The 24,178-nt window shown below is 26.5% G+C and carries 17 protein-coding genes and 2 pseudogenes; 5 read left to right on the top strand and 14 right to left on the bottom strand.

Features of this window, described 5'->3' with window-relative positions; all coding sequences use genetic code 11:
- Positions 1 to 2 precede the first annotated feature (2 nt).
- From ACH5BK_RS02500 to ACH5BK_RS02540, 9 genes and pseudogenes are all read right to left on the bottom strand, one after another.
- Positions 3 to 1,148 (bottom strand): Wadjet anti-phage system protein JetD domain-containing protein, encoded by a 1,146-nt coding sequence (locus ACH5BK_RS02500; RefSeq protein ID WP_404304228.1) that lies wholly within the window; start codon positions 1,146 to 1,148, stop codon positions 3 to 5.
- The gene (locus ACH5BK_RS02505) at positions 1,138 to 4,722 is read right to left on the bottom strand and encodes an ATP-binding protein (RefSeq protein ID WP_404304229.1); all 3,585 of its coding nucleotides are present in this window, start codon (positions 4,720 to 4,722) and stop codon (positions 1,138 to 1,140) included. Before ACH5BK_RS02505 ends, ACH5BK_RS02500 begins: the two co-directional genes overlap by 11 nt.
- The gene (locus ACH5BK_RS02510; protein WP_404304230.1) at positions 4,709 to 5,377 is read right to left on the bottom strand and encodes a DUF4194 domain-containing protein; all 669 of its coding nucleotides are present in this window, start codon (positions 5,375 to 5,377) and stop codon (positions 4,709 to 4,711) included. The genes ACH5BK_RS02505 and ACH5BK_RS02510 overlap by 14 nt, the downstream gene beginning before the upstream one ends.
- On the bottom strand, positions 5,367 to 6,770 hold the full coding sequence (locus ACH5BK_RS02515; RefSeq protein WP_404304231.1) for a Wadjet anti-phage system protein JetA family protein: 1,404 nt from the start codon (positions 6,768 to 6,770) through the stop codon (positions 5,367 to 5,369). The genes ACH5BK_RS02510 and ACH5BK_RS02515 overlap by 11 nt, the downstream gene beginning before the upstream one ends.
- An 88-nt stretch (positions 6,771 to 6,858) precedes the next feature.
- A pseudogene (locus ACH5BK_RS02520) lies at positions 6,859 to 7,506 on the bottom strand (HD-GYP domain-containing protein); the annotation flags it as partial.
- A gap of 264 nt (positions 7,507 to 7,770) precedes the next feature.
- Positions 7,771 to 8,301 (bottom strand): annotated as a pseudogene (locus ACH5BK_RS02525) (hypothetical protein); the annotation flags it as partial.
- Positions 8,302 to 8,381: 80 nt separating this feature from the next.
- Positions 8,382 to 10,751, bottom strand: coding sequence for an AAA family ATPase (locus tag ACH5BK_RS02530; RefSeq protein ID WP_404304232.1), 2,370 nt, complete (start codon positions 10,749 to 10,751; stop codon positions 8,382 to 8,384).
- Entirely contained in the window at positions 10,738 to 11,862 is a 1,125-nt protein-coding gene (locus ACH5BK_RS02535; RefSeq protein WP_404304233.1) for an exonuclease SbcCD subunit D, read from the bottom strand. Before ACH5BK_RS02535 ends, ACH5BK_RS02530 begins: the two co-directional genes overlap by 14 nt.
- A gap of 34 nt (positions 11,863 to 11,896) precedes the next feature.
- Positions 11,897 to 13,093, bottom strand: coding sequence for a ComEC/Rec2 family competence protein (locus ACH5BK_RS02540; RefSeq protein WP_404304234.1), 1,197 nt, complete (start codon positions 13,091 to 13,093; stop codon positions 11,897 to 11,899).
- A gap of 118 nt (positions 13,094 to 13,211) precedes the next feature.
- On the opposite strand from ACH5BK_RS02540, the gene ACH5BK_RS02545 reads away from it, so the two are divergent.
- The 4 genes from ACH5BK_RS02545 (at position 13,212) to ACH5BK_RS02560 (ending at position 15,304) form a co-directional block, all read left to right on the top strand.
- Entirely contained in the window at positions 13,212 to 14,015 is an 804-nt protein-coding gene (locus tag ACH5BK_RS02545; protein WP_404304235.1) for a hypothetical protein, read from the top strand.
- A gap of 85 nt (positions 14,016 to 14,100) precedes the next feature.
- A complete protein-coding gene (locus tag ACH5BK_RS02550; protein ID WP_404304236.1) occupies positions 14,101 to 14,706 on the top strand; it encodes a hypothetical protein in 606 nt (201 codons plus the stop codon).
- Positions 14,707 to 14,810: 104 nt separating this feature from the next.
- On the top strand, positions 14,811 to 15,023 hold the full coding sequence (locus tag ACH5BK_RS02555; RefSeq protein WP_404304237.1) for a hypothetical protein: 213 nt from the start codon (positions 14,811 to 14,813) through the stop codon (positions 15,021 to 15,023).
- Entirely contained in the window at positions 15,020 to 15,304 is a 285-nt protein-coding gene (locus tag ACH5BK_RS02560; protein WP_404304238.1) for a type II toxin-antitoxin system RelE/ParE family toxin, read from the top strand. Before ACH5BK_RS02555 ends, ACH5BK_RS02560 begins: the two co-directional genes overlap by 4 nt.
- A gap of 686 nt (positions 15,305 to 15,990) precedes the next feature.
- On the opposite strand, the gene ACH5BK_RS02565 is transcribed toward ACH5BK_RS02560, so the two are convergent.
- The 5 genes from ACH5BK_RS02565 to rraA form a co-directional block, all read right to left on the bottom strand.
- Positions 15,991 to 17,559, bottom strand: coding sequence for a protein kinase (locus tag ACH5BK_RS02565; protein ID WP_404304239.1), 1,569 nt, complete (start codon positions 17,557 to 17,559; stop codon positions 15,991 to 15,993).
- Between the two features lie 137 nt (positions 17,560 to 17,696).
- Positions 17,697 to 19,787 (bottom strand): 5-histidylcysteine sulfoxide synthase, encoded by a 2,091-nt coding sequence (ovoA, locus tag ACH5BK_RS02570; RefSeq protein WP_404304240.1) that lies wholly within the window; start codon positions 19,785 to 19,787, stop codon positions 17,697 to 17,699.
- Between the two features lie 17 nt (positions 19,788 to 19,804).
- A complete protein-coding gene (locus ACH5BK_RS02575) occupies positions 19,805 to 22,021 on the bottom strand; it encodes a hypothetical protein (protein WP_404304241.1) in 2,217 nt (738 codons plus the stop codon).
- Complete coding sequence (locus tag ACH5BK_RS02580) at positions 22,022 to 22,585, bottom strand: hypothetical protein (RefSeq protein WP_404304242.1); 564 nt, start codon at positions 22,583 to 22,585, stop codon at positions 22,022 to 22,024. It abuts the gene before it with no gap.
- Positions 22,585 to 23,064 (bottom strand): ribonuclease E activity regulator RraA, encoded by a 480-nt coding sequence (rraA, locus tag ACH5BK_RS02585; protein ID WP_404304243.1) that lies wholly within the window; start codon positions 23,062 to 23,064, stop codon positions 22,585 to 22,587. Before rraA ends, ACH5BK_RS02580 begins: the two co-directional genes overlap by 1 nt.
- Positions 23,065 to 23,189: 125 nt before the next feature.
- On the opposite strand from rraA, the gene ACH5BK_RS02590 reads away from it, so the two are divergent.
- Positions 23,190 to 24,164, top strand: a complete 975-nt coding sequence (locus tag ACH5BK_RS02590; protein ID WP_404304244.1) for a tetratricopeptide repeat protein — start codon at positions 23,190 to 23,192, stop codon at positions 24,162 to 24,164.
- Positions 24,165 to 24,178: the final 14 nt, after the last annotated feature.

Raw genomic sequence — 24,178 nt, forward strand, 5'->3', positions numbered from 1 at the left:
TTTTATATACTACCAATATCAACAAATTCTTGATCTAAAAATAGCTTTTTCTCTTTTAAAAATGGAATCAACTCATCATTTGTATACTTACATAAAGTGCTTGTAACTAACTTTTGATTTTGTTTATTTGTATCTTCACAAAAGTGTGAGTTTCCGTCTAAAGCTTCTTTTATCATCAAATCATAAGCAGGAATAAAAGCTTTTAAAGAAGTAAAGTTTCTTTGAAGCTTTTCAAGTATTGAAATACCCTCAAAATCTAAATCTCCCCAAAAATAAACCTCTTTATCATTTTGATTACTATAAAACCAAGATATAAAATCATCTTTTGTTTCTTTGTTTAATTTACAACCATTATTAAAAAAGAGTTTTGAGCCATCTTTTACTCTTAATCTTTTAGCTGTGGCTTTATACCCATGGGCATTTATTAAAATACACTCATCAAAAATTTTATTTTTGCTTTCTATACAAGATGTAAAAGTTTCTAAGTTTTCTATAAAAAGGATTTTTGAAGCACTAACACTTTTTCCAAAAACTTGAAGAAGGACTGGTTTTTCTTTTAAATCAAAATATTCACAGAAATCTGTTTTATTATCAAATATTTTTGACATACCCCAAAAACATTTGGCTGATTCATGTCTTTGAAGTTTTGTTTTATCCCTAGTTTCTACCCAAACTTTCAGCTTTTCTAAAACTTCTTTATTTGTTTTTTTCTCTATAAAAAAAGGTGACTTTTCTAAAATTTCAAACAATCTACTATTTTCTTTAAAATAGTTTTTTAACTCTTCACTCCATAATTGTTTTTGAGACTTTAGTTTTGGTCTTTTATAAATCTCTCTTAGTAAATCCTCTTTTTCATTTTTGAAAATTAATTTAGCATTTCTTTTTTCAACTAAAGGTAAAAATTCATCTTTTTTTGATGCATTTTTCAATTCAAAAATATCATTGTCTAATAAAACTTTTATATCAAATTCTAAATCAATATCTTCATTAAATTCAGTAGGAAAATATAAAGCTAAAAAGTTTTTATCATTTAAAACAAAAGAGATTTTATTTGCTCTTTTTGCTTGTTTATCAAACTTATCTAAAACTTCATTTAGTATTTTTGATATATGTGGATTCTCAAAAGCTTTTAGAAGATTATTGTTCATATACTTTTTCTGCTTTTTGTTTTGCTATTTCAAATAAGTCTTTTTCTTCCTCTTCAAATAGCTTTTTCACCATAGAATTATTTCTTACTTTAAACTCTGCGTAAGTTGTATAATCAAGTTCACTTAAAGGGTTTGATTTTCCTGGATGATGAACAAAGTGATAGTTTGTAGATTCTATTTCATAGAAAGTTCCTACATTTTTTGTAGGCATTGCACATATTACTTGGAAACCTAAACTCTCATTTAAGTAACTTAAAATCTCTTTTGATCTTTTTTCATTTGATTTTAAAAAACTCTCATCAATAATAATTGACTCCAAAGAACTAATTGCAGGTTCAAAAGGTTTTAAAGCAGATTGTAGGTTTATTGATCTGATTATATAGTATGAAGTTTCACCTTGACCACCTGAATTTTTACCATTTCTACTTAAAGAAATACTATTTCCATCTATTTCTTGGTAAATATCATAATTGTTATAGTTTCTATAATCAGAAATTCTAATAAGCTCATTTATATGCTTTTCATTATCCATAAACTTATCAAGAAGTGCTTTTGAAATATGTTCAAAGCCTTGCTTATCTAAAGCCTCAAAAAGTGAGTTTTCATCTAAATTAGTTTTTGTTTCATGAATTGCTTTAAAATACTCTTCATACTGCTTCAACTCTTCATCAGCAGGAAACCTTCTAATCTTGTATGTTTCATTTCCAAACTTATGCTTTCTAAGAGTTTCATTTAACCTATCAATAGAATTCTCACCTTGTCTTATATTTGAATAAATAGCATTACAAAAGTCATTTAGAAAAATATTTTTAAACTGCTTATCTGCACTTTCAATATCTTTTTTATATTTAAAAGTTAAAGAGTTATTTTTAACATCGATTTTTTCAAGTAAATCTTTTCTAAAAGTAAGTAATTCATTAAAATGCTCTTCACAAATTATAAGCTCATCAAAACTCAAAGGCTTAGGTAAAGCTACTTTCCCAAGTAGATTTTGACTTGTAAAATAGTTATCAAAATTGTGATGTAATTTCTTTAAACTCTCAGAAATATTTTCAGATAAATTATAATCATTTTTTATATCGATTTTATCTAAGATATTTTGTTCATAATTTTCAAAACCAATATTAGTTTCTACTACTAATTTATTATAAATTATTTGAAACATATATCTTGAAGCATCTAGTTTTTTGATTTTATCTTCTAAATCTTTTTGATTTGTTTGCTCTACTCTATTTTTTTCATTTAAAGACCTAGTATTAGCTCCTAGTTCTTGATTTAGAGCATTTATTTCGTACTTTATACTCTCTTTTCTTTTATTACACTCTTGAATTTGTTTTATTATTTCATCATAATCAGAAGTATCTATTAAAGCTTTTAACTCTTTTGTTTCATGATAAATCTTATGATTGTAAGAAATATTTGAAATATCTTCAAGATTTACTAGTTTATTCTCACTTTTTAGTGTTGATAATACTCTTTTTACTTTATTTAAAATATCAATTTTACTTGTAATCAAATCCGAGTCATTTTCTAAAAGTTCTAACTCATCTTTCATTTTCATAAGAGTTCTTCTTTGGGCTTCTTGTCCAAAAATAAATCTTTGATCTTTTAACTTACAAGTAAAAAGTAAATTAGAACTAGCAGCCTTACAATCTTGTGTAATTCCTCTTTTTATCATAGGTAAAATAGAAGCGTCATTTACTTGTAAAACTTCTGAATATGTACAAATCAAATATGCTAAGGCTTTTTCATCTGATACATCAAGTAGATTAACTATAGAGTCTTCATGTACAGCTTTTCCTCTAAAAGATAGTTCCTCAAGAACCTTTTTACCTTGAATAATCTTAAGTTTTAAATCATGTTGTTTTACAATTTCTATAGCTTGACTTTCATATTGGCTTGATACAATTACTGCAAACCTATTGTTTGCTATATAACCTTCTATAGCTTCTCTCCAAGCTTCATCTTTAAGCTCAATAAATTCATAAAGTAAATGAACATTGGCTTTTGGAAGGAGTTTTCTTAGGTTTTCAACTGAGTTTTGAATATGTTGAGGACAATAATATCTTGTTTCTTCTAGTGTCTTAATCTCACTTTTTAAAGTAGTTATTTTTTCATCTAAGTCATTATTTTTTACAATAAAGTTTTTATACTCATCTTCTAGTTTTTCTTTTTGTTCTTTAAACTCAAAAGATTCAACTAAACTTGTATAACTATCTTCTAATTTTTCAAGCATAACTCTAAAGTTCGTGATTTCATAGTTTATATCAGATGTATCGATATTACTATTTATAAAATATGTATTAAAAGAGTTATTAACAAACTCTTCTAAAAGTACTTTAAATTCAGATAACAAAATACAAAGTTCTTCAAACTGTTCTGGATTTTTGAAAACCATATTTATATCATTTGATATACTCTCAATTTTTCCAACAAGCCTCATGCTATTTGAAAAAGCTGTATTGAAATTTTTTCGTGCTTCATCAAGTTTAAACTCTAAACTTTCAAGTTCTTTTACCTTGTCATTGCTTTGTTTTGAGATATTTAAATCAATAAGTTTTTCATCTAAACTTTTTTGTTCTTCATCTAGCTTAGTTAAGGCTCTTTGGGATTTTTTGATTTGTTTTTCAAGTTTTTCATACTTTTTTTCATCTTGTATAATTTTATTTTTCTGTTTTAAAACATCATAATGACAAAAAGTAAAATGCTCTTCCCCTAGAACTTGCCATTTTTTAACCAAAGCATAAAGCTTTGAGTCTAACTTATTTAAAACCTCTATTGAGTCTTCAATTTCTCTTGCATCTTTTTTTAACTTATCTAAGGATCTAATAGTATTTGATAAAGAGTTTACTTCTTCTTTCATATTTTTTGGAGATAAAAACTCATTTCTTACAAAACTATTGATATTTTCAACTGGTCTTGCATGAATAAAATTAGCAAAAGCCTTTGCAGCTTTTGTAGACCGTGAAGATATAGTTTTTAATCTTCCCCATAAAGTGCCATATAAAGTATTTAAATAATCAATCTTATCTGTACAATGAATCACATTGTCTTTGTCATATTTATTACAAAGACTTTTATATAAATCTGTATGATTTAATAACTGCCCTTTCTCATTTGAAAAATCTTCTTTTACAAGTTGGATATTTCTAATAATATAAAACTTTAAACTATCAAGTTTTGGTTTTTTTTCACCCTTTGATTCTTCAAAATCTACACTTCCCGTAATCAAAGCAGAAAAACAAGCCTCTTCTTCTTTAGGTGAGTTTTGAAAAGTCAAAGCAATAGTACTTCTACAACCAGTTGGTCTTGAAAACTTAAATCTATCTTCACCTGCAAAATAACCTTGAAGAGTTCTATACTCTTTATTTCTCTTTTTATTTTGAGCTTCATCTTGCCCTGCATTGTATTTTACAATTCCATTTTTTGAAGCTGTCATCAAAGTTTGAATTGCATCAAGCATAGTACTTTTACCTACACCTGTTTCACCTGTTAAAAAAACTAAATCAGATAAATCATACTCTCTATTTGGAATATTTGACCAATTAGCAAGAATTAATTTATTCATTTTCATTTGAGATATCCTTATCTTCTACTGTTTTTGTTTCTTCTAAAAAAGGTTTTAGCATATCAGGTAAAATAACTTGTTTGATATATGGTCTTATAATCAAAGGAGCGTCTTCACTTTCAAAAACTCCTTTTGCATAGTTTAGAACCTTTAGTCTTCTTAATGTTCTTAAAGCCTCATCTCTTATAGATTTATTTTCATTTGCACTATATGAAAGATATGAAGCTAAAGCTGTATTAAACTCTTCAAGTTCTACTTCTACACTTGCATCATCTTCTATTTGTCCTTCATTGAATTTTTGATTATATAAAATTGCCAAAGCTATTAAATATGCACTTTCTTCACTACTTAAAGACATTGACATATTTGATTTTATATCATCATCCAAATAAGATTGGGGAAAATCAGAACCAGGAGCATAAAGTCGTATTGATAATAAATCTTCATCATGTACTACATTTATATTTATAAGATTTAAATAGTCTTTAACAATACTTTCTAATCTTAAAAAATTATCATAATACTTTTCTTCTTTTTGCGAATCTTCTCTACAAATCACACCATTTTCTAAAAGATATGATGTGATATCTTGAAAATCTTCTAAATCAAGTCCTGCTTCATTTATAAGCTCTACAAATTCATTATAAATACTACTTGCCACTATTTTCCTTTTTTGTGATTATATATTCATCTGTTTCAAAATATATGTTTTTACTTCTATTTTTTGTATATCTTACTTCAAACTTTTCATTATCATGTTTGATTATGTCACTTGCATATAAAGAAATAAGTAAATCCTTTACACTATTTATTTCAAATGCATTATTTGATATTTTTGTTTTATTTGCATCTTTGAAGTGCTTATTTAAAAACTCATCTATTTCTTTTTGAGAAAATGAAAATGCTAAATGTTTTTGTTGTTCAAAAGTACTTTTTATATAAGCTTCTTTTGGCATAGTAAGCTCAGGTGATAGAAAACTTACTATTTCATTTTTTTTAGCTTTTCTTCTGATTTTTACATTTGAAAGATTTAAGATTTTTAGATTTGGGAATTTTACTGCTTTTCCTATATCTTCTAAAAGTTTCTCTTTTTCTTGCTTGTTTTTAGTTTTTATAATTTTAGCAACTTCATTTATTTCTTTGTTTTTGTTAAAAAATAAAGAGTTTGTTTGTCGAAAGATTACAGTTCCTCTTTGAACATAGGAAGATACTTCCCTCTTTAGTAAAGGAAGTTTCGTATCACAAGCATTTTTAAGTCTAAAATCAATTGCATCTAAAATGTTTTTTAAAGCATTTGGATTATTTTTGTACATAGGAAAATGAGCCAATAATTTTCTTTGTCTTTTTTCTAAGCCTTCAATACTTAAATCTCTTACAATATCTTCAATATCTAAGATATATCTATTTGCTGAATCCTTACCAAACTTTACAGCAATATCAGAAGCAAACTTTTCTTTTACAAAATCTATAAACTTCCCACCTGCAACTTTTACATCTTCCATGGCAAGCTTCATAAGAAGATTTTTTTCTTCCCTTACATCATTTATATTATCAGTTAAATCTGAAACTATATATTTTGAGAAATTTATAGCATCAATTAAATCAGCTGGATCATCTGATTTTTTATAGGATTCTAAAGAGGCTTTTGTAGCTCTTACATTTCTTTGTCTTGTTGAAATATTCTCTTCATCACTTGCTGAATATAAAGTTTGAGCAAATTTTTTGCCATTTTTAGTAAAATTAAAAGTTTTGATTAATAAAGCTCTATCCATAACAAAATCAATCCAACCACAATCTTTTAGTCTTCTTAAAATATATGAAGCTTTATCTTTTTCATTGTCAAAGTTCGAATCAGTATTATCATTTTGCCAAGGGTTTTCTTGAAGAACTGAGTATATAATATCTCTTGCTTTTTTTCGACCTATTACTTCATCTACAATAAAATCATTCCCATACAAAGAAGAGTAAAGTCTTATTATTGAAGCCTCAACTATATGAGCGTTTGCACCTGTAAGAACATTAAAAAAATCTGGATTATTTTGGGTTGTAAGCATAAAAACCTTTATACAATTTATATATTATTATATAGTAATTATATTGAATAAAAGTTAAAGGCAAAAAGGCTTTTAAAAGCCTCTTTTTTTAGTTTTGTATATCTTTAAACATATTTCTTATTTTATAAATTTCATCTAAGTTTTCAAAGAAAATATCTATTAATTTTGGATCAAAGTGTTTTCCTTTTTCTTCTTTAAATAACTCAAATATTCGCTCATCTTCCCAAGCTTTTTTATAAACTCTATCACTTCCAAGTGCATCAAAAACATCAGCAATTGCAGTGATTCTTCCGTAAATATGAATATCTTCACCTTTTAAGCCCCGTGGATAACCACTTCCATCATATTTTTCATGATGATAATATGCAACTATAGAAGCTGCTTTTAAAATAGGTTTTGAAGAATACTTTAACATATCATAACCTAACTGGGCGTGTGTTTTCATAATCTCAAATTCATCAAATGTTAATTTACCTGGTTTATTCAAAATACTATCAGGAATTCCTACCTTTCCTATATCGTGCATAGGAGAAGCTAATTTTAATAGTTCAGCTTCTTTTTCATCTAAACCATATTTTAAAGCTAGCACTTTTGAGTATTCTGCAACTCTTTTTACATGGTTCCCTGTTTCTTTGCTTCTAGTTTCAGCAATTTCACCCATAGTATAAATCACTTCTTTTTGAGTATTTGTAATCTCATCATTTAAGGACTCAATTTGATTTATCCCCTCTTTTATTGAAGTTGACATATCTTTTATAGCATAAGATATTTCACCTAATTCATCAGGTCTATTGATTGTTTTAGTATTTGTAAAAGAGCCTTCTTGCACTGATTTTATATTGTTTATAATAATATTTGTATCTTCTTTTAAAACTCTACCAAAGACTACTGCTAGAATTATTGATGACACAAGCATTAGCACACCTATATAAAATACTTCTAATGTTACATGGTTATCAACTACTCCATCTAAATTAAATCTTCTTACTACTAATAAAAGAGTAAGAATTGGTGCTATTGTAAAAATCAAAAACGTCTCAATAATTCTTCTTGATAACTTCTCATTAAAAATAGTATATTGTAACTCTTTACAGATTTTTTTATATCTTTTTTCAAAAATTATATATTCCAATTGGGCTAAAATAGCTGCACCCAAAGTAATATAACTAGATAATATCTTTAAATGACTTGATATAGGAAAATCTGGATACAAAAAATTATGAAGGAAAAAAGCAGTTATTCCTGCAAAAACCCAAGAAATAACACTTAAATAATAAGCTTGTCTTGGTAAAGAGATATTTTTCCTAGGTTCTTTAAATTTATAATATAGAAACTCTCTATAAACTATATGTAAAAGAAAAATAATGAATAAATTTCTAAATAGTTTTTCTGGCTGTAAACCATCAATAAAAGGACAAACATTAGTACAAAATGTTTGTAAAAAAGCTAATGATGTCAAAGAGAATAAATATAAAATTATTCTTGTTTTTTTATCTAATAAATCTTGAACTGTAAGTTTTTTAGCTGACAAGGAAATACCTTTTTAAATAAAATATAAACAAATTATAATAAAACTTTGTTTATAAGCTGTGTACTTCTTAAGTTTTTTATTTATAATTCTATAATATTTTCAAACATCTCTTTTATTTCTATTTCATGACTTATTAAAAAGATTTGTCTATATTGTTCTTTTATAGTATGAAAAGCTTCTAGTATTTCTATTCTTCTATTCTCATCTTGACTTCCAAATACCTCATCAAAGGCTAAAAATCCTATTGAGTTATTTCCACTAAGTTCAGCCAAAGTCTTTGAAATAGCTATTCTTAAAACTAAGTTTGCCAAATCAACCTCCCCACCACTAAACCTCTCAATAGGATACTTTTTACCTTCATCGTAAATATAAAAATCAAAATCATTTGATACTTCTATATGCTGATACTTTCCTTTTGTAATTTGTGAATACATATTTGAAGCAATATCAGAAATTCTAGGTGCTACTTTTGCATTTAGTTTTGTTTTAAAACTTGCTAGACTTATTTTGATTTTGTCATAATCTTTTAAATCATCTTGTTTAGTTCCTAATTTCTCTAACTGTTTATTATTGTTATCTAAAGCTTGATTTATGTTTTTTATTTGTTCTTGGATAGTAGCTACTTGAACTTTTATATCATTTAACTCATTTGAAATCTCATCTTTTGATTTTAGTATTTGTTCATACTCTTTTTTCTTCTCTTCATGCTCTTTTATATCATAGGCTACACTTTTATATTCTAACTCTTTTTCGTTGTAGTCAAGTTCATATTTTTTTATATTTTCATTTGTACTTGCCAAGTCTTCTTTTACACTATCAACTCTTTTAAGCATAGCTTCTAAACTTAATACATACTCATACTTTTGTTTTAATAGTTTTTGTCTTTCAAGTAATAAGTTATGTTCTTCTTCTACATAGTTTATGTTTTCTAGTTTTTCCAACTGTGCTTTATTTTTTAAGCCCTGCTCTTTTACTTTCTCAAAATGCTCTTTTTCACCCAATAAATCTCTTTTTTGATTTTCCATAAGATTTATCTTTTTTGAAAGTTCTAAATTTTCCTCACTTAAACTCTTATAAGTTTCATCAAACTCTTTTAGCTGAGCTTCAAGTAAGTCTTTTTGCTCTTTTAAAAAATCAATCTTTTCTTTTTCAGTTTTATTTACTATTTGCTCAAGTGAATTTAGTACTAAATCATACTCTTCAAGTAAAGGTCTTGTACAAGTAGGACAAGCTGAGTCTTTTCCTAGTAACTGAATATTTTCAATCTTTTTATTTATATCTTCTATTAACTTTTGCTCCCCTGCTATTTGTGAGCTTAGTTTATTTATTTCTAGTTGGTTTTTCTTTATATTTTGAGATAAATCTTCTAAAGTTGTTTCCATACTTTTTTGCTTTTCAACTGCTTGCTCATAAGAAGAGGTTTCATGCTCTAACCTTGAAATAGTATCTCTTGATTTTTTATAGTGCTCTCTTAAATTCTCTTGTTCTTGTAAAAGTGACTGTTTTTTAATATTAGCAGACTTTAACTCTTCTTGTATTTTAATAGCCTCATGAAGCTGTGTGTACTCTTGTTTTACAGACTCTAAGCCCTTTAACTCTTTTTGTTTTAAAGCCAAGTTATCTAACTCTTGCTTTAGTTTATTGCTGTTTTGAATATGTGAGTTTATAGTAGATTTTAAAAGCTCACATTTAGAGAATAAATCTTGTTTTTTATCTTTTGTTTCTTGCAGGAAATCTAAAGTTTTTTTAATATCAAGGCTTTTTAAAGTAGTTTCGTCAAGCTGTTTTATTTTTATATCTTGCTTTTGTTTTAACTCTTTTTCTAAAAGATCATACTCTTCTTTTTGTTTTTTCTTTTCTTCTACCTCATCTTGTGGCATTAAAAACTCAGCAAATGCAGTTATCTCTCTTTTTAACTCTCGGCTTTTTTCAATTAGTTCTTTTTCAATAAAATCTATCTTTTCTAAACCAAGAAGCTTTCTAATCATCTTTTTTCTATCTTCGTTTTTTAGACTACTTAAACTAGTAAGCTCTTTTTGTGAAGCAAATAGTGTATGTAAAAAAGCCTCTTTACTCATCTTGATTAGATTTACTATAGATGTAGTTACTTCTTTTGCTCCAGAAGTTATAAGCTCATCAGCTTTAAAAAACTTAGCATTAGCACTTAAGGTCTTTCCTCTAAACTCTCTTCTTACACTATAGTCAACACTTTCATACTCAAACTCTAACTCAACTACAACCGGGTCTTTTGAAGTTGCGTTTGCATTTCTTACTACTTCTTTATAACCTTTTGTTTTAAGCTCTCCATATAAAGCAAAGAAGATAGCTTCAAAGATAGTAGATTTTCCACTACCATTTTTTCCTATTATTCCTACTAAACCTTGGTTAAACTCTAAGGTAAACTGCTCATATCTTTTAAAATTTTCTAGTTTTAGTTTAGTTAATATCATCACTTACCTCTTCTTCATACTTAGCAAATAACTCTTTTACTTTTTGTTTAAGCCTATCACTTTCTATCTCATCTAAACTATCCTCTTTTATATGTTCTATAAAAAACTCTTCAAGGCTTATGGCTTCTATCTCTTCTAAGTCTTGTGTATTTGTATCTTTTTTGAACTCTCTTTTTATAGTTACACTCATAGCTTCACTAAATAGCTCTTTTATATCTTTATTTGATATATCAATAGATTGCATTGGTGTCAAATCTTTTAGTACTACTTCTACAATGGCGTCTTTTATATCACTTGTATCAAGTTTTTCTATACTTTGGTCATAGTTTGTACAATCTATTTGTTTTGATAAAATTGGTCTTATATTTATCTCTTTATACTCTACTTGGAGTTTCTCTTCTAAGGTTACTACTACAAAACCTTTTGAGTTTCTTTTGTCATTTAGACTAGTTCTCTCTGTACTTCCACTATAATAAACATTTTCATGTTTTCCAACATTTCCAAAACCATGCCAGTGACCAAGGGCTACATAATCCATTTTTTCAAAGATATACTCTTTTGAAGCAGGATATACCCACTCTCCAAACTCTTGCATAAGATACCAAGCTCCCACACTACAGTGTAACATCATGATATTTTTTCTATTTTTATCTATGTTTTGCTCACATAGTTCTATTTGGTTCTGGGCTATTGTCTCATCGTTCATGTGTGGTAAGGTGTGAAATACAATATCATCAAATTCTATTTTTTTATACTTTTGATTATATGAAACATAGATGTTTTTATAGTTTTCAAATATCTTTAAAATAGGACTACTTAGGTTTGTTCTAGGAGTTGAGTGATTTCCTGCTATTAAAACAAAAGGTATATCTAAAGAGCTTATTTCTCTTATCTTTTCTAATGCAAAAGTAATAGCTCTATTGCTAGGACTTGCTCTATGAAACAAATCTCCTGTATGGATTATATAATCAGGTTTTATTTGTTTTATTTGCTCTACTACTTGTGTAAATGCATCATAAAAATCTGCTTCTCTTTGGTTTACATTGTTTTCATCTAATATATCTAAATCATTGTAACCTAAGTGAGTATCTGAGAAATGAACTATCTTCAAAGTTTCGCCTTTTTTTGATTTGTAAAATTATATCTTAGATATATAAATACACAGTAAAAGCAAATAATAAAATATTTAACAAATAAAAAGCCTTTTTATTAAAAATCGAGTAAAAAGAAAAAAACATTAAAATAAGCAAAAACCAAAGGCTTGTTATTTTATCAAAGGGTTTAAATTCATAAGATAAAAACATTAAAATATACTCATCTAAAAACCCACCAAAAGAAAAGATATGAGCAAAAAGCTCTAAAGGATAAAATAAAGTAAAAGCCATAGTTACAAAAGGTGAAAGCATTTGCTCATAAGTAGTCAAAGGAAAAAAGTAATGCACCAAAGGATTCATAGCCAAATAAATCCAAAAATTAAAAAGAAGCAAATGCAAAAGTTTGTTTTTTATGTCTTTAAAATACTGTATATACAAAAAGATATAAAAAACTCCAAAAATAGAAAACCATAAAGAAAGTGAAAATATATACTTAGGAAATAGTGAAAGCACAAAAGCTAAGACTATAAACAAAGTAGTAAAAGAAAAAAGCTTTATATTACATCGTAGAAGATAAATACCTAAAGCCATCATCACAAAAGCTCTTGTCAAAGAAGCCACAAAACCCGTAAAGATGAGGTAAAAAAATAGTAAAGCTAAAGTAATAAGCAATATATCAAACTTTTTATTTCTATACGGAAAATATCTTAAATGAAAAAAAGCATAAGGATAATAAACAATACCATAGATTATGAAACTTAAAACAGCAAGGTGAAAACCGCTCAGAGCGATGAGATGACTAATACCATAATTGGTACAAACCTCTCTTAACTCTTTTGAAATTGGCTTAGCAAAAAACAAAGCAGAAAAGAGTTCTTGTATCATTTCGTTATGATGTTGTGAAGTTGTATAGTCTATAAGTCTTGATGAAAAACCATCTTTTTTTTCTAGTTTATCAAAATAGATACTCCTTACATAAAAACCTTTTAAAAAATCTATAAAAGTTATATCTATAGTTATAAATGCCAAATTTAAAATATCATACTTCAAAACTTGTGTATTTTTGTCAAAATTTGTAAAAATTGTAAAATTTTTATTTTTCAATTTTAGTACATCATAGTTTTCTTTTTCATAAATATTTTGAACTTCAACTTTTGACTCATAAATTTCCTCATGGATTAACTCTTGGTATTTTGCATACTCAATAGATAGATTTATAAAAAACACAGATAGTACAAAAGTTGTCAATACTATATAATTATAGTATTTATATTTATAGTATATAATCATAAATATTATTATACAAAAACAAACTTATATGCTATAATCTTAATTCTAGCTTTAACAAAACACAAAAGGAGCCCTTATGAGTGAAAAACTAGTTTTAGGTCCTTTATTATCATTAGAAAATGATAATAAATATGTTGTGTGTTTTTTAAGTAAAACAAACCAAAAATACTCTGTTTTTTTTGATGAAAAACAAGTACAAGCCAAAAAACTTGGAAATCTAAAGTTTGGCTATCTATATAGAGCTGAAATTACTATACCCTTAAGTAAAGAAGCCAATAATATTACATATATTATAAAAACAAAAGAAGGTTTAGTAAGTGACAATCATAAAAGAAAATGTTGGTCATTTTATATTCCTTCTTCTAAGAAAAAAGCAAGACTTGGAATTGAATCTTATGAAAATTTTTTAAATACAAATCTACTAGAAGAAAAAGATATACCATACTCAATGCTTATTTTAAATGAATTTAATCTAATAGATGATGAGGTTCTATCTCAAATAAAAGAAATACAAAACTGGTCAAAAGATAATCTTGATGACTTTTTTGAAAGACTATATATAGAAAAGCTTGGTGATGAAAAAATGTCTTTAGCCCTAGCAAGTATCCCAACTATGATAATGTGGCATGAACCCCAAACTCTTAAAAATGAAGCTTTTAACAGTACTTCTAAAAAATACTTTGAAATTTTTCAATTAAGAACTATAAAAAACAACACTCTACTTACAAAAGATAGAACTCACTTCTCTTTTGCTTTAGAATTTGGAGGAAATGAAATACTAGCTCTTGATAATAAAAATAATAGTAATACAAAACTTATAGATGATTATTTAGAAAAGAAAAGTGATAACTCAAACTTAATGATTATATATAATAACTAAAAAAAAGGAAGATTTTTCTTCCTTTTATATAACTCTAAAACTATAACTGATAATATAATAAATATTTTATTTTAAAGGATTTATTTTGGAAGTAAGTTTTGATAAGACTAAAACTATCTCTTATAATGCAGCAGGACAAGAAGTTGTTGAAGAAAAAAATCCAACTAATTCAACTTTTGCTAAAGATTTAGAAAAAACAAAAAACACATCAGAAATAACAAATGAATATAATGAAGAGAAGAAAGAGGAAGATATAGCTGATAAACTTTTAAAGGATATTATGTCTTTATTTAAAACAGGTCTTACAGTTGAAGAGTTAGAAATGATTCAAAAACTTCTTGAGGAAATAAAAAAGAAAGTTTCAGAATCTAAACCTCCACTTAGTTCTGATGAAATAAAAGAGATTGATTCTATGATGGAGAAATTAGAACGTATGATAAAAGAGCTTCAAAAAAGAGCAAAAGGTGAAGCTGTGATAGATATGGAAAACTCACACGTAAATAATATCTCAAAAGAGGATAAATCAGATACGAGTAAAAGTATATCTTTAGATATAGCAGGCTTCCAAAAAAGAATCCAAAAAGCCCAAAATGATATCGATGAACTAAATAAAACTATAAATGAAGCACAAGTTAATGAGCTTAGAAAAAATCATGAAGAACTTGAACTTTTACAGGCTTTGAAGCAATAGATTAAAAGATATATTTACTTTACAGAGTCCTTATGATTTATAAATAGTCAATCATATTTTAGATATAATATTAAAAAATAAATTCCTCGATGAAAGGATGATTAATGAAAACTATTCAATTACAAATTGATGATAAAAATTATGAATCTTTTTTAAATATTGTAAATAGTTTAAAAAAAGGTTTTATCAAAAATATCACTGTAACGGATACGATTGAATCTGTATCTGAGAATGAACAAAAATATTATGAAAAACTACTCAAAAATATGAGTAATGATGATAAAATTGTATCTTCTAAAGAATCTATACAACTATGAACTTAGAGATACAATATCTTAAAAAAGTAGATAAATTCTTTTCAAAAAACTCTCATATACTTTCAAAAGAAAAAACCAAAGAACTAGTTATAAAATCTATAAAAAAAATTGTTTTAAAAGAAGATATTAATGTCGATGTAAAACAACTAAAAGGATATTTACAACATTTTTATAGAATTAGATCTGGAAAAGTTAGAATTTTATTTGAATTGGTAAATCAGGAAGTTAAAATCATCACTATTGTAACTGATGTTGATTTTAGAGGCGATGTATACAAATAAGCTAAAAAAATCTTATTTATTTTATTACAGTATCTCAATAAATTTACAAAAGCAAAAATCTATAACTGAACCCTATTTTTAACTCTTTCTTTGTAGTTTTTAAGTTCTTTATTTTAATATCATAAGAAGGTATAAACTCAATCATAATTATACATTTTTTGCATATTATATTGGGATTAATCTTTTAGAAATCCATTTTATAAATATTTATTTATTATACGAACTAAGAAATGAACTAATTTCATTTTATGAAACACCTGTACTATCAATATAACATATTATCAAATAAATTATAGTAGACAGTATTGCGAACTAAAGAATGAACTTAATATTAAGTTTGAACTAAGGTAGGGTTAATTGTGAATTAAATTTTTCAAAAAGTGTAAATTCATGACCTGACCCCTATTTTATTCCATAATATCATAAGGAGTCATAAACTCAATCATAATTATACCTTTTTTACATATTAAATTAGTTATTCAGCTTTAATATTACTTTTATTGCATATTATAATAGAATTTACCTAGAATAAACTTAATATTAATCTCGAGCCAAGGTTAGGGTTAATTGTGAATTTAATTTTTTTAAAAGTGGGAATTCATTACATGACACCTATTTTATAAGGAGGCATAAACCCAATCATAATTATACTTTTTTTAGATATTAGATGAAAAAATTAATTTATTTTAACTCCACAATGCAATCTTTGATTTTCTTCTAAACTCTTTTATTGGTGCAAGTAAACTTTCACTTAATGGTGTACCTGCTTTATGCTTATCATAAATATCCAAAAGTATTAATTCTGTTCTTGTTTGGTCATTTGCAATTATTGACCCATCATAAGGAGCTATGAAGAACAAATCACTATATAAGTGTCTAATTCTTATTTCACAAGGCGAATCTATTCTAACTTTCTTTCCATTTATTTCAGTCCATCCATTGTCATAATGTCTTCTTGAAATGTACTTATCTTTAAATACTGCAACTTCTTCTGAATCATATTTTTCATTATAAATACCAAAAGATTTAAGTGGCTCTGTTTCAATAATGATAACACTCCCGCCAACATCACCATATTTATATATCCAAATACTCTTTATTGAAAATTCAAAATAATCAACTATCCATTTTGTACTTTTTATACACTTATCAATCACTCTTTCTTTTAATGATAAAGACTCATACTTTTCAATTTTTTCTATTTCATTATCTCCTAATCCTTGACTCCACCATAATCTCATCTGTCTAAATTGACTTGATAAGTCAGTCATTATTTCATTTATTAAGTCTTTATTCTCGATTTTCTTGAAACTTTGACACCTTTTATCATATGCATATTTATCAATTATTTCATCAAATAATCTTAAAGTTTTAAAAGATTTAGAAATCTCTTTTTGTTCTTGCCTATGTCTATCTTTTTGTTTTAAAAACTGTTCTATTTCTCCAACATTTAAAAACCTTGAATCTCTTTCATTTTGTAATAACTTAGTAATTAACTCCTCATACTTTCTATATCTAGTATCATAATTTTTTAAATTAATTGATTCTTGTCCTCTAAGAGTTGTTTTTGTTATAAGCCAGTATAAAATTTGTCCTAATGCAAATAAATCTGCCCTTTCGTCAATTTCTTCAAACTTTTTTACTGACTGTTCAGGTGCAGAGAACTGATAGTTTGCAAGTCTTTCATTACTTTTTGTTTCGTAAAATTTAATGTGCTCTGCATCATTAAACTTTGCAATATCAAAATCTCCAAGAACTAATTTTTTATTAATTAAAAATATATTCTCAGGTTTTAAGTCTCTATGAATAATGTTATATTTATGAATAACTCCTATTATAGTTACTAAAGATTTAAATATTTTTTCAAACCTTTCGTAAGTCATTTCCTCTTTAAATACTATATCTTTTAAAGTTTTATCAGCTTTTAACATTATAGAATAAGGGATTATAGTGTCTTTATCTATTTTTATATTATCAAAATGAATTTGAGGGAGAACTACTCCTGTATCCTGAATTGAAAGTATATTTATATATGATTGTTTAAATCGAAGATAAGCTCTTGATTCTTTTGATATTATGTTTTCAGTTAAAAATTTAATTGCATATGTTGAATTACCTTCTAAAATAGCTTCTCTAACAATTGATGTACCACCTTGACCTAGTTGTTTCCCCAAAGTAAACTTTCCTAAATTATTTTCTACAAAACCAACATCTTTTAAATAATCTGATAATTTCTTTAATATATTTACTTCCATTTTTACTCACTTTATAATAATAGATGATATTTTAACATAAAGATGTATAGAGTTTAGGTAATTAGTTATAAATATTATATTTAGTTATTAGTAGAAATATTTAAAGAAAGAAAAATTAAAAAGACAGGAGAAGCTTCCTATCTTTTTTTCCAGATACTCATTTGAGATACTGTATGTTGGTATTTTCTGTTTGTTTCTTTTATCACAAAAGGAACATCTATAGTATCAAGTAGTTCAAACCTATCTTCTAAGTTTTCTTTTAGAGTATCAAGTGTTTTTACTTCTTTGTTGTCTTTGATATAGCCACCAAGCCAGTTTTTCTTTGGTGTGTACTCTTCTAGCCATGTATATGGTGAAAGTAGTACTAAAAGTCCATTGTCATTTACTCTATTTGGTACATCATCTAAGAACTTTTGAGGATAATACAATCTATCTATTAAATTTGAACAAAATATTAAATCATATCCTGTATATAGGTCTTTTAGATTACAAGCATCACCTTGCATAAATGTAACTCTTTCTTTTGTATCTTCTAAATCAAACTCTTTTAAAGATACGCTTTTTTCATCAAAAAGCTCACCCTCTGTTTTTACTTTAAACACAAGTGAATCATACTTTTTAAGTTTTACACCTACATTGATAAAGTTTGCACTAAAGTCAATACCTAAAACCTCATCAAAAGTTTTTGCTAACTCAAAAGTACTTCTACCTACACTACAACCTAAATCCATAGCTTTTTTAGTATCTACACCATCTAAATAAGGCTTGATTAAATCCACTGAGTTTTTAGGGAAGTTTTTAACTCCAAAGTTCTCATCTCCATAGTGGAACTCACAATACTGAGAGATTAAATCATCTGTTTCATATACATTGTCATTTAGTTTTGTTCTGTATTCATTGTCAGATTGTACATATCTAAAACCTGCATGTTGGAAGAAGTGCTTTCTAAAAGCATATCTTGCACTCTTTAGAGTTTCATTTCCAAGTGAGATAAAAGACCCACCTTTCATAAGGGCATGTCTATCATCAAAAGTAGGTGTCGTAAAGTCATCATAAATAGGATGTGTTTGGAAATCATCATAAGGATATATAGGAGTTATACTCCATTGCCATACATTTCCCTTCACATCATAGAACTCATCAAACTTATACTTATCTACAGGTGATTGATTAAACTGTTTAAGTCCAATATTTGCTTCTTTTTGCCCTGCATTTGTGTAGTCATAAAGTCTGTAATATTCATCTTCACTTGGAAGTCTTACTTCATATCCAAGTTTAGAACTTAGGTATTTACAGAAGGCTTCTGCCTCATAAACATTTACATCAACTGGATAGTTTAAAGGTAAAGGTATAACTCTATTTATTTCTCTAAGATAGTATCTACCCTCTTTTTTTAGCCAAAAAGTAGGATGTTTAGCTTGGGAGAAGTCTAACCACTCTTTTCCTTCTTCTGTAAATAAATCAGGTTTATTATATCCACCCTCTTTTACAAACTCTAAAAACTCACCATTTGATACTAAATATTTTGAAGCTTTGAAGTCTTTGATGTTTGCTTTGTGATAAGAAAACTCATTATCCCAACCATAATAAACAGGGTTTTGTCTATCTTTTTCAAGTACAACTTCCCCACCTTTTACCCCAACTAACTCATTTGTTGGATAGTCATGGCTTTCTTCATTTTTATATTCAAAAAGCTCATCATCACTCATATATTTGATTTTAAGTTCTCTTAAAAGTACAGATGAAGTTTCTATATGAATATTTTCATGTTCAATTCCCATCAAAATAATCCACATAGGAGACTCCCAGTTGATAGGCATAGTAAACTCAATATTATCTATTAAGTCTAAAACGATTTGTTTTACTTTATCTCTGTAAGCTTTTGTTTCTTCGAAAGTTGGCCATGTGTAGTGTTTTGATTCTAAGTCATCCCATGACATCTCATCAACACCAATAGCAAAGATAGATTCATACTCTTTATTTACTCTATTTGACAAGATATTAGCAAGTACTAATTTATTTATAAAAAATGTAGCAGTATGTCCATAGTAGAAAATCAATGGATGTCTAAGTCTATTTGGTTGTTCAAAAATACTTTTTTCATCTTTTAGTAAATCAAACAACTTTTCATCTAATTCATAAGTTTGAAGAAAATAGTTTTTTATCTCTTCTCTTTTTTCCTCAACAGAACCTTGGCTTAAATCAATAGTATTCCTTATATAATCCATTTTTTTCCTTTTATTAATTATGTATTATCTAAAAATTCAATTCTCGCTATCTTATTGGTTTTTATAAACTCTTTGTATAGGTTTTGTATCTGTTTAGACTCATTCTCATCAACTAATAAATAGTGTTTTGATAATCTTTCAAGATTAGATGAAACGTCCAAACCTAAAAGCTGTTTTGAAATTATATTTTCAATTAAAAGCATTCCAAGTCTTTTTATAGATTTTGTCCTATCTAAAATATTTATTGCATCATCAGTTATACAAACAATCTCTTTCAATGCTTTTTCATCTATACTACTATAATTCATTTTATATAAAACATTTAAGGCTTGATTGTGAAGAACTACAGGCATTTCATCCCTATCTCCCACTGACTCTTTTAATAATACTCCAAGTTTTCCAAGTTCAATAGACTTATCAATATTATCAAAGTTTTGTGTATTATCTGTTAGGTACATAAACCTATATGCTATTGCCATATTTACAAAAGTAGCACCATACTCAAATGCACCTAAAGCTGGAATAGATAAACACTTTTTGTAGTTATTTACTGCACCTAAATAGTTTTCATTCCATTCTTCATAGTTAGCTTTTATATTATAATAGTGCCATAACCATAAAGGCTCATTATCATCATTATGAGAGAATATCAACTCATGTAGACTTTGAAGTGCATCTAAACCTTCTTGTTTAATGTCATCTTTTCTTTGACTTACAACAATCCAAGCTTTTCTTTGAAAATATCGTACTTCTATATCACTTGGCTTTTTGTTTTTCCCTATATTTAAGCTTTTTGGTAATGAGTTATAAGCTTTATCAAACTGCCCTGTTCTTTCATATAGTGAACAAATAGATACAGAGTATTTATTTGGATTAATTTCATATAAATACTTAGCAAGTAATAAAGCTTGTTCAAAGTGTCCATTTCTTTCAAATAAAAAAATTAATCTATTTAATGAAGCAATTGAAAGCTTTCTATAATAAGAATTATTTGACATTTCAAAAGAGTTTATATCTAAAGGATTAAACATCTGCCCTGCTATTTGAAACCAAAACTCATCTATTAATTCATATTGTTGTTTTTTATATACTGATAAAATAAACTTCTCTAAAATCGCAATAGTTCTTTTTTCATCTAAAACCACATCTCTTACATAATAGTATAAAATAAGCAATGAAATTGGATTATCAAAGTAATTCACACACTCTTCTATATGATTTCTAAGATAATAAGAAAGTCTTCTTTGTTCATCTTCAAGCTCTTTTATCTTTGCTTGTGATGTAAAATATATTTGCATAGATTTTTCTTGTGTTAAAAATCTAAAATCATCAAAACTTCTATTTACAAAGTTTTGAAAACCTGAAATAAGCTGACTTGAAGTAGTTTTTTCATTTTCAAAAAAGTTTCTACCACAATATTCGAAAAGCTCTAAAGATACAAATATCTTATTATCTTTTCTTTTTACAATATTAGTTGAACTTAACTGCATTAAAGAATAGAGTCTTTGTTCTTTTGAAGATAAAAGAAAATCAATATCACAAGTATTATTTTTTCTTTTTTCTTTTATGATTTCAATATTTAAAACATCTAGTTGCTTTAATCTTTTTTCAATAGTTTTAATCTGATCATTTCTAATATAAAGATTTAGATTTGAAAATCTTTTTACTAAAACTTTCAATAACAGCCTAAAAACCCAATGCCTCTTATCTACTAAATCCAGATTATAAATATGAATAGGTATTTTTTTATCAAATAGTGAAAAAGCTAGTCTTAGTCTTTTTAGTTTTTTGATATCTTTATTAAACCAAGAAGCTAAAATACTTTTAAATTCACTTCCCTCTCCATCTAAAATAGATGGCATCATCATCAAACCTAAAAAGAAAATTATCACAAAAACTATAGAAACAGTATCTGAAACCTCCCAAGAAAAAGGAAGCTCAAAAATTACTTTTTTTAATAAATCCTCATAAATAGAAGCAGATATCAGTGCAAACATGATAACTACAACAGAAACAATTGAGATAAAAGTATTAGAAACTCTTTTTTTTAAAAAATATAAAAAAGAGTTTCCAGTAAGAGTGTTTAAATCCTCTTCAAATTTTTCTAAACTATCATTTTCGCAAAAAGTTATATGAAGTTCATTATTATGTTTAGAAATTATGTTTTCATCAATACTTCGTCTTTTTGTATTACAAAGTTTTGAGGTAAAAATACTACAACAATTCTGAGCCATCTATTTTCTTATTCCTTGTTTTGCAAGCTTTTGCTGCATTGGGTCACTAAAGCTATAAGTTCCTTGTTTTAACTCAAAAGGCAAATCCTCTAAACACTCTTTTTTGAATTGCTTAACAAAACTTTCATCATAGTTTTCAAAAGCATTCGTAAGAATATCTATATATTTTGCAGGAATAAAACAGTTCTTATCACCTACTTTAGCAATTTTTTCTTCATTTGTTGTCATAAAAGCAACTACATCTTCATCAAGTGAAGCACCTACTACATCACAAGCTTTTATAATAACTTGAGAATAGTTTTTTTCTCTAAGTTTTAAAACTTCAAACTCTTGAGGTGTAATTTTCACAATAACTCCATTTGTTGATGTATTTTCATCTTTTTGAAGATTTAAAAATACTCCATTTACATCAACTCCATCAAACTGTATATGCTCAATACTATTCCAAACTTTTTTAAAACCTTTGATTGTTACAGGAATTAAATCCTCATAACTAAGCTCTCTTTCAAAAGATTTTTGAGCACTGTTTAGGTTTATAAGTGAACCAAATCCAAAAAGATACATTATACTAAACTCTCTTTTGAAACGACAATTCCATCATGATCAGCATAAATATAATCACCCTCATTTATAGTAACCCCATCAATAACAACAGGTATATTCATTTGCGCATTTTGTTCTGGTATATATTTTCTAGGACAAGTTCCTTTTGCTAATAAACCTGTTTGAAACTCTTTTGTAGTAACAGTATCTCTTACATAACCGTTTATTATAAGACCTTCAAATTTATTATCATTTGCATATTTCATTAAGTTATCACCTACAACTGCAAAATACTTTTCTTCTACATCAACTACAACAACCTTTCCAAAACCATCATTTTGTTTCAAAAACACTGCTAAATCTTTATTATTTTTATCTAGTTTAAAAGTAATTGCTGTACCTGAGAATTTTTTACTTCCCCCATAAGATTTGAAATTTGGTCCTAAAACTTCTGTTTTTTCACTATAGTTATCACATAAATCTGCTGTAAAAAATCCCATATTCCATCCTTGTTTTTAAGTTAATTAATTAAAGTTTATATTATCTCATTTTACTATTAATTTATTCTTATTTAGCACTATTTTTTCACTATTAAGGTATAATATAACTCTTTTAAAGGCTTAATATGAAGAAACTTTACAATATAACCTTGTTAATTTTGATTGCATTAATACTTAGTGCGTGTAGTACAAAACTAACAATAAAATCTATTCACCCTTCACAAATAGATGAAAAGATTCATACTGTTTTTGTAGATAGATTTACAAATGATAAAATTAACCAAACAGATGAAATTAAAGCAAAACTATCCTCAGCTTTTTTAGAAAACAAAAAATTATTTAAATTAAAAACAAATAGCTTTAATACAGATGCAACAATAAAAGGCGAAATACTAGAATCATCTTTAAACTACTTCATTTATTATGAACAAAGTATTAATAACCTTAGATGTCTTACTTATGAAGTAGATAAAAAAACAAAAAAAAGAACCTGTATAGAATATGTAAAAAGATATATACCTTGTGAAAAAAGAGATTATAAAGTAAAAACAAAAATTGAAGTTTTAAAGAACTCTTCAAATGAACTACTTTTTTCTAAAATCTATACAAAAACTAAATTTGAAGATGTATGTTATAGAGATTATGGCTACCCTTACTACAATAGCTTTCATAGGAATGAAAATAGTATAAATAGTTCTTTAGCAAGACAAATTGCTTCTGATTTCTTAGATGATATTTCAGTTCATTACAAATACTTTACTTTAGAAGTTATTGAAAAAGTAAATAGTCTTAAACTATCGAAAACTCAAGAAGACTCTTTTGATATGGCTATTGACTTAATAGATGATGGATATTTTAATGAAGCAAAAAATAAACTTGAAGAGATAAATAAAGCTTTAAATTCAAAAAGCTGGGAAATTTTATATAACCTTGCCTTACTTCAAGAAAAGTTTGAAAATCTTAAAAATGCCCAAAACTATTATTTAAAAGCGAAAGAATTAACAAAGAACTCTAAGGATTTAAAACAAATTCAAATCTCATTAAATAGAGTAAACACTAATTTAAGTGAAAGAATAAAAGCAATTTCACAATTACCTTAACGTAAAATTTTTAG

The organism is Arcobacter sp. YIC-80 (assembly GCF_044841725.1).
Classification (GTDB): Bacteria; Campylobacterota; Campylobacteria; order Campylobacterales; family Arcobacteraceae; genus Arcobacter_B.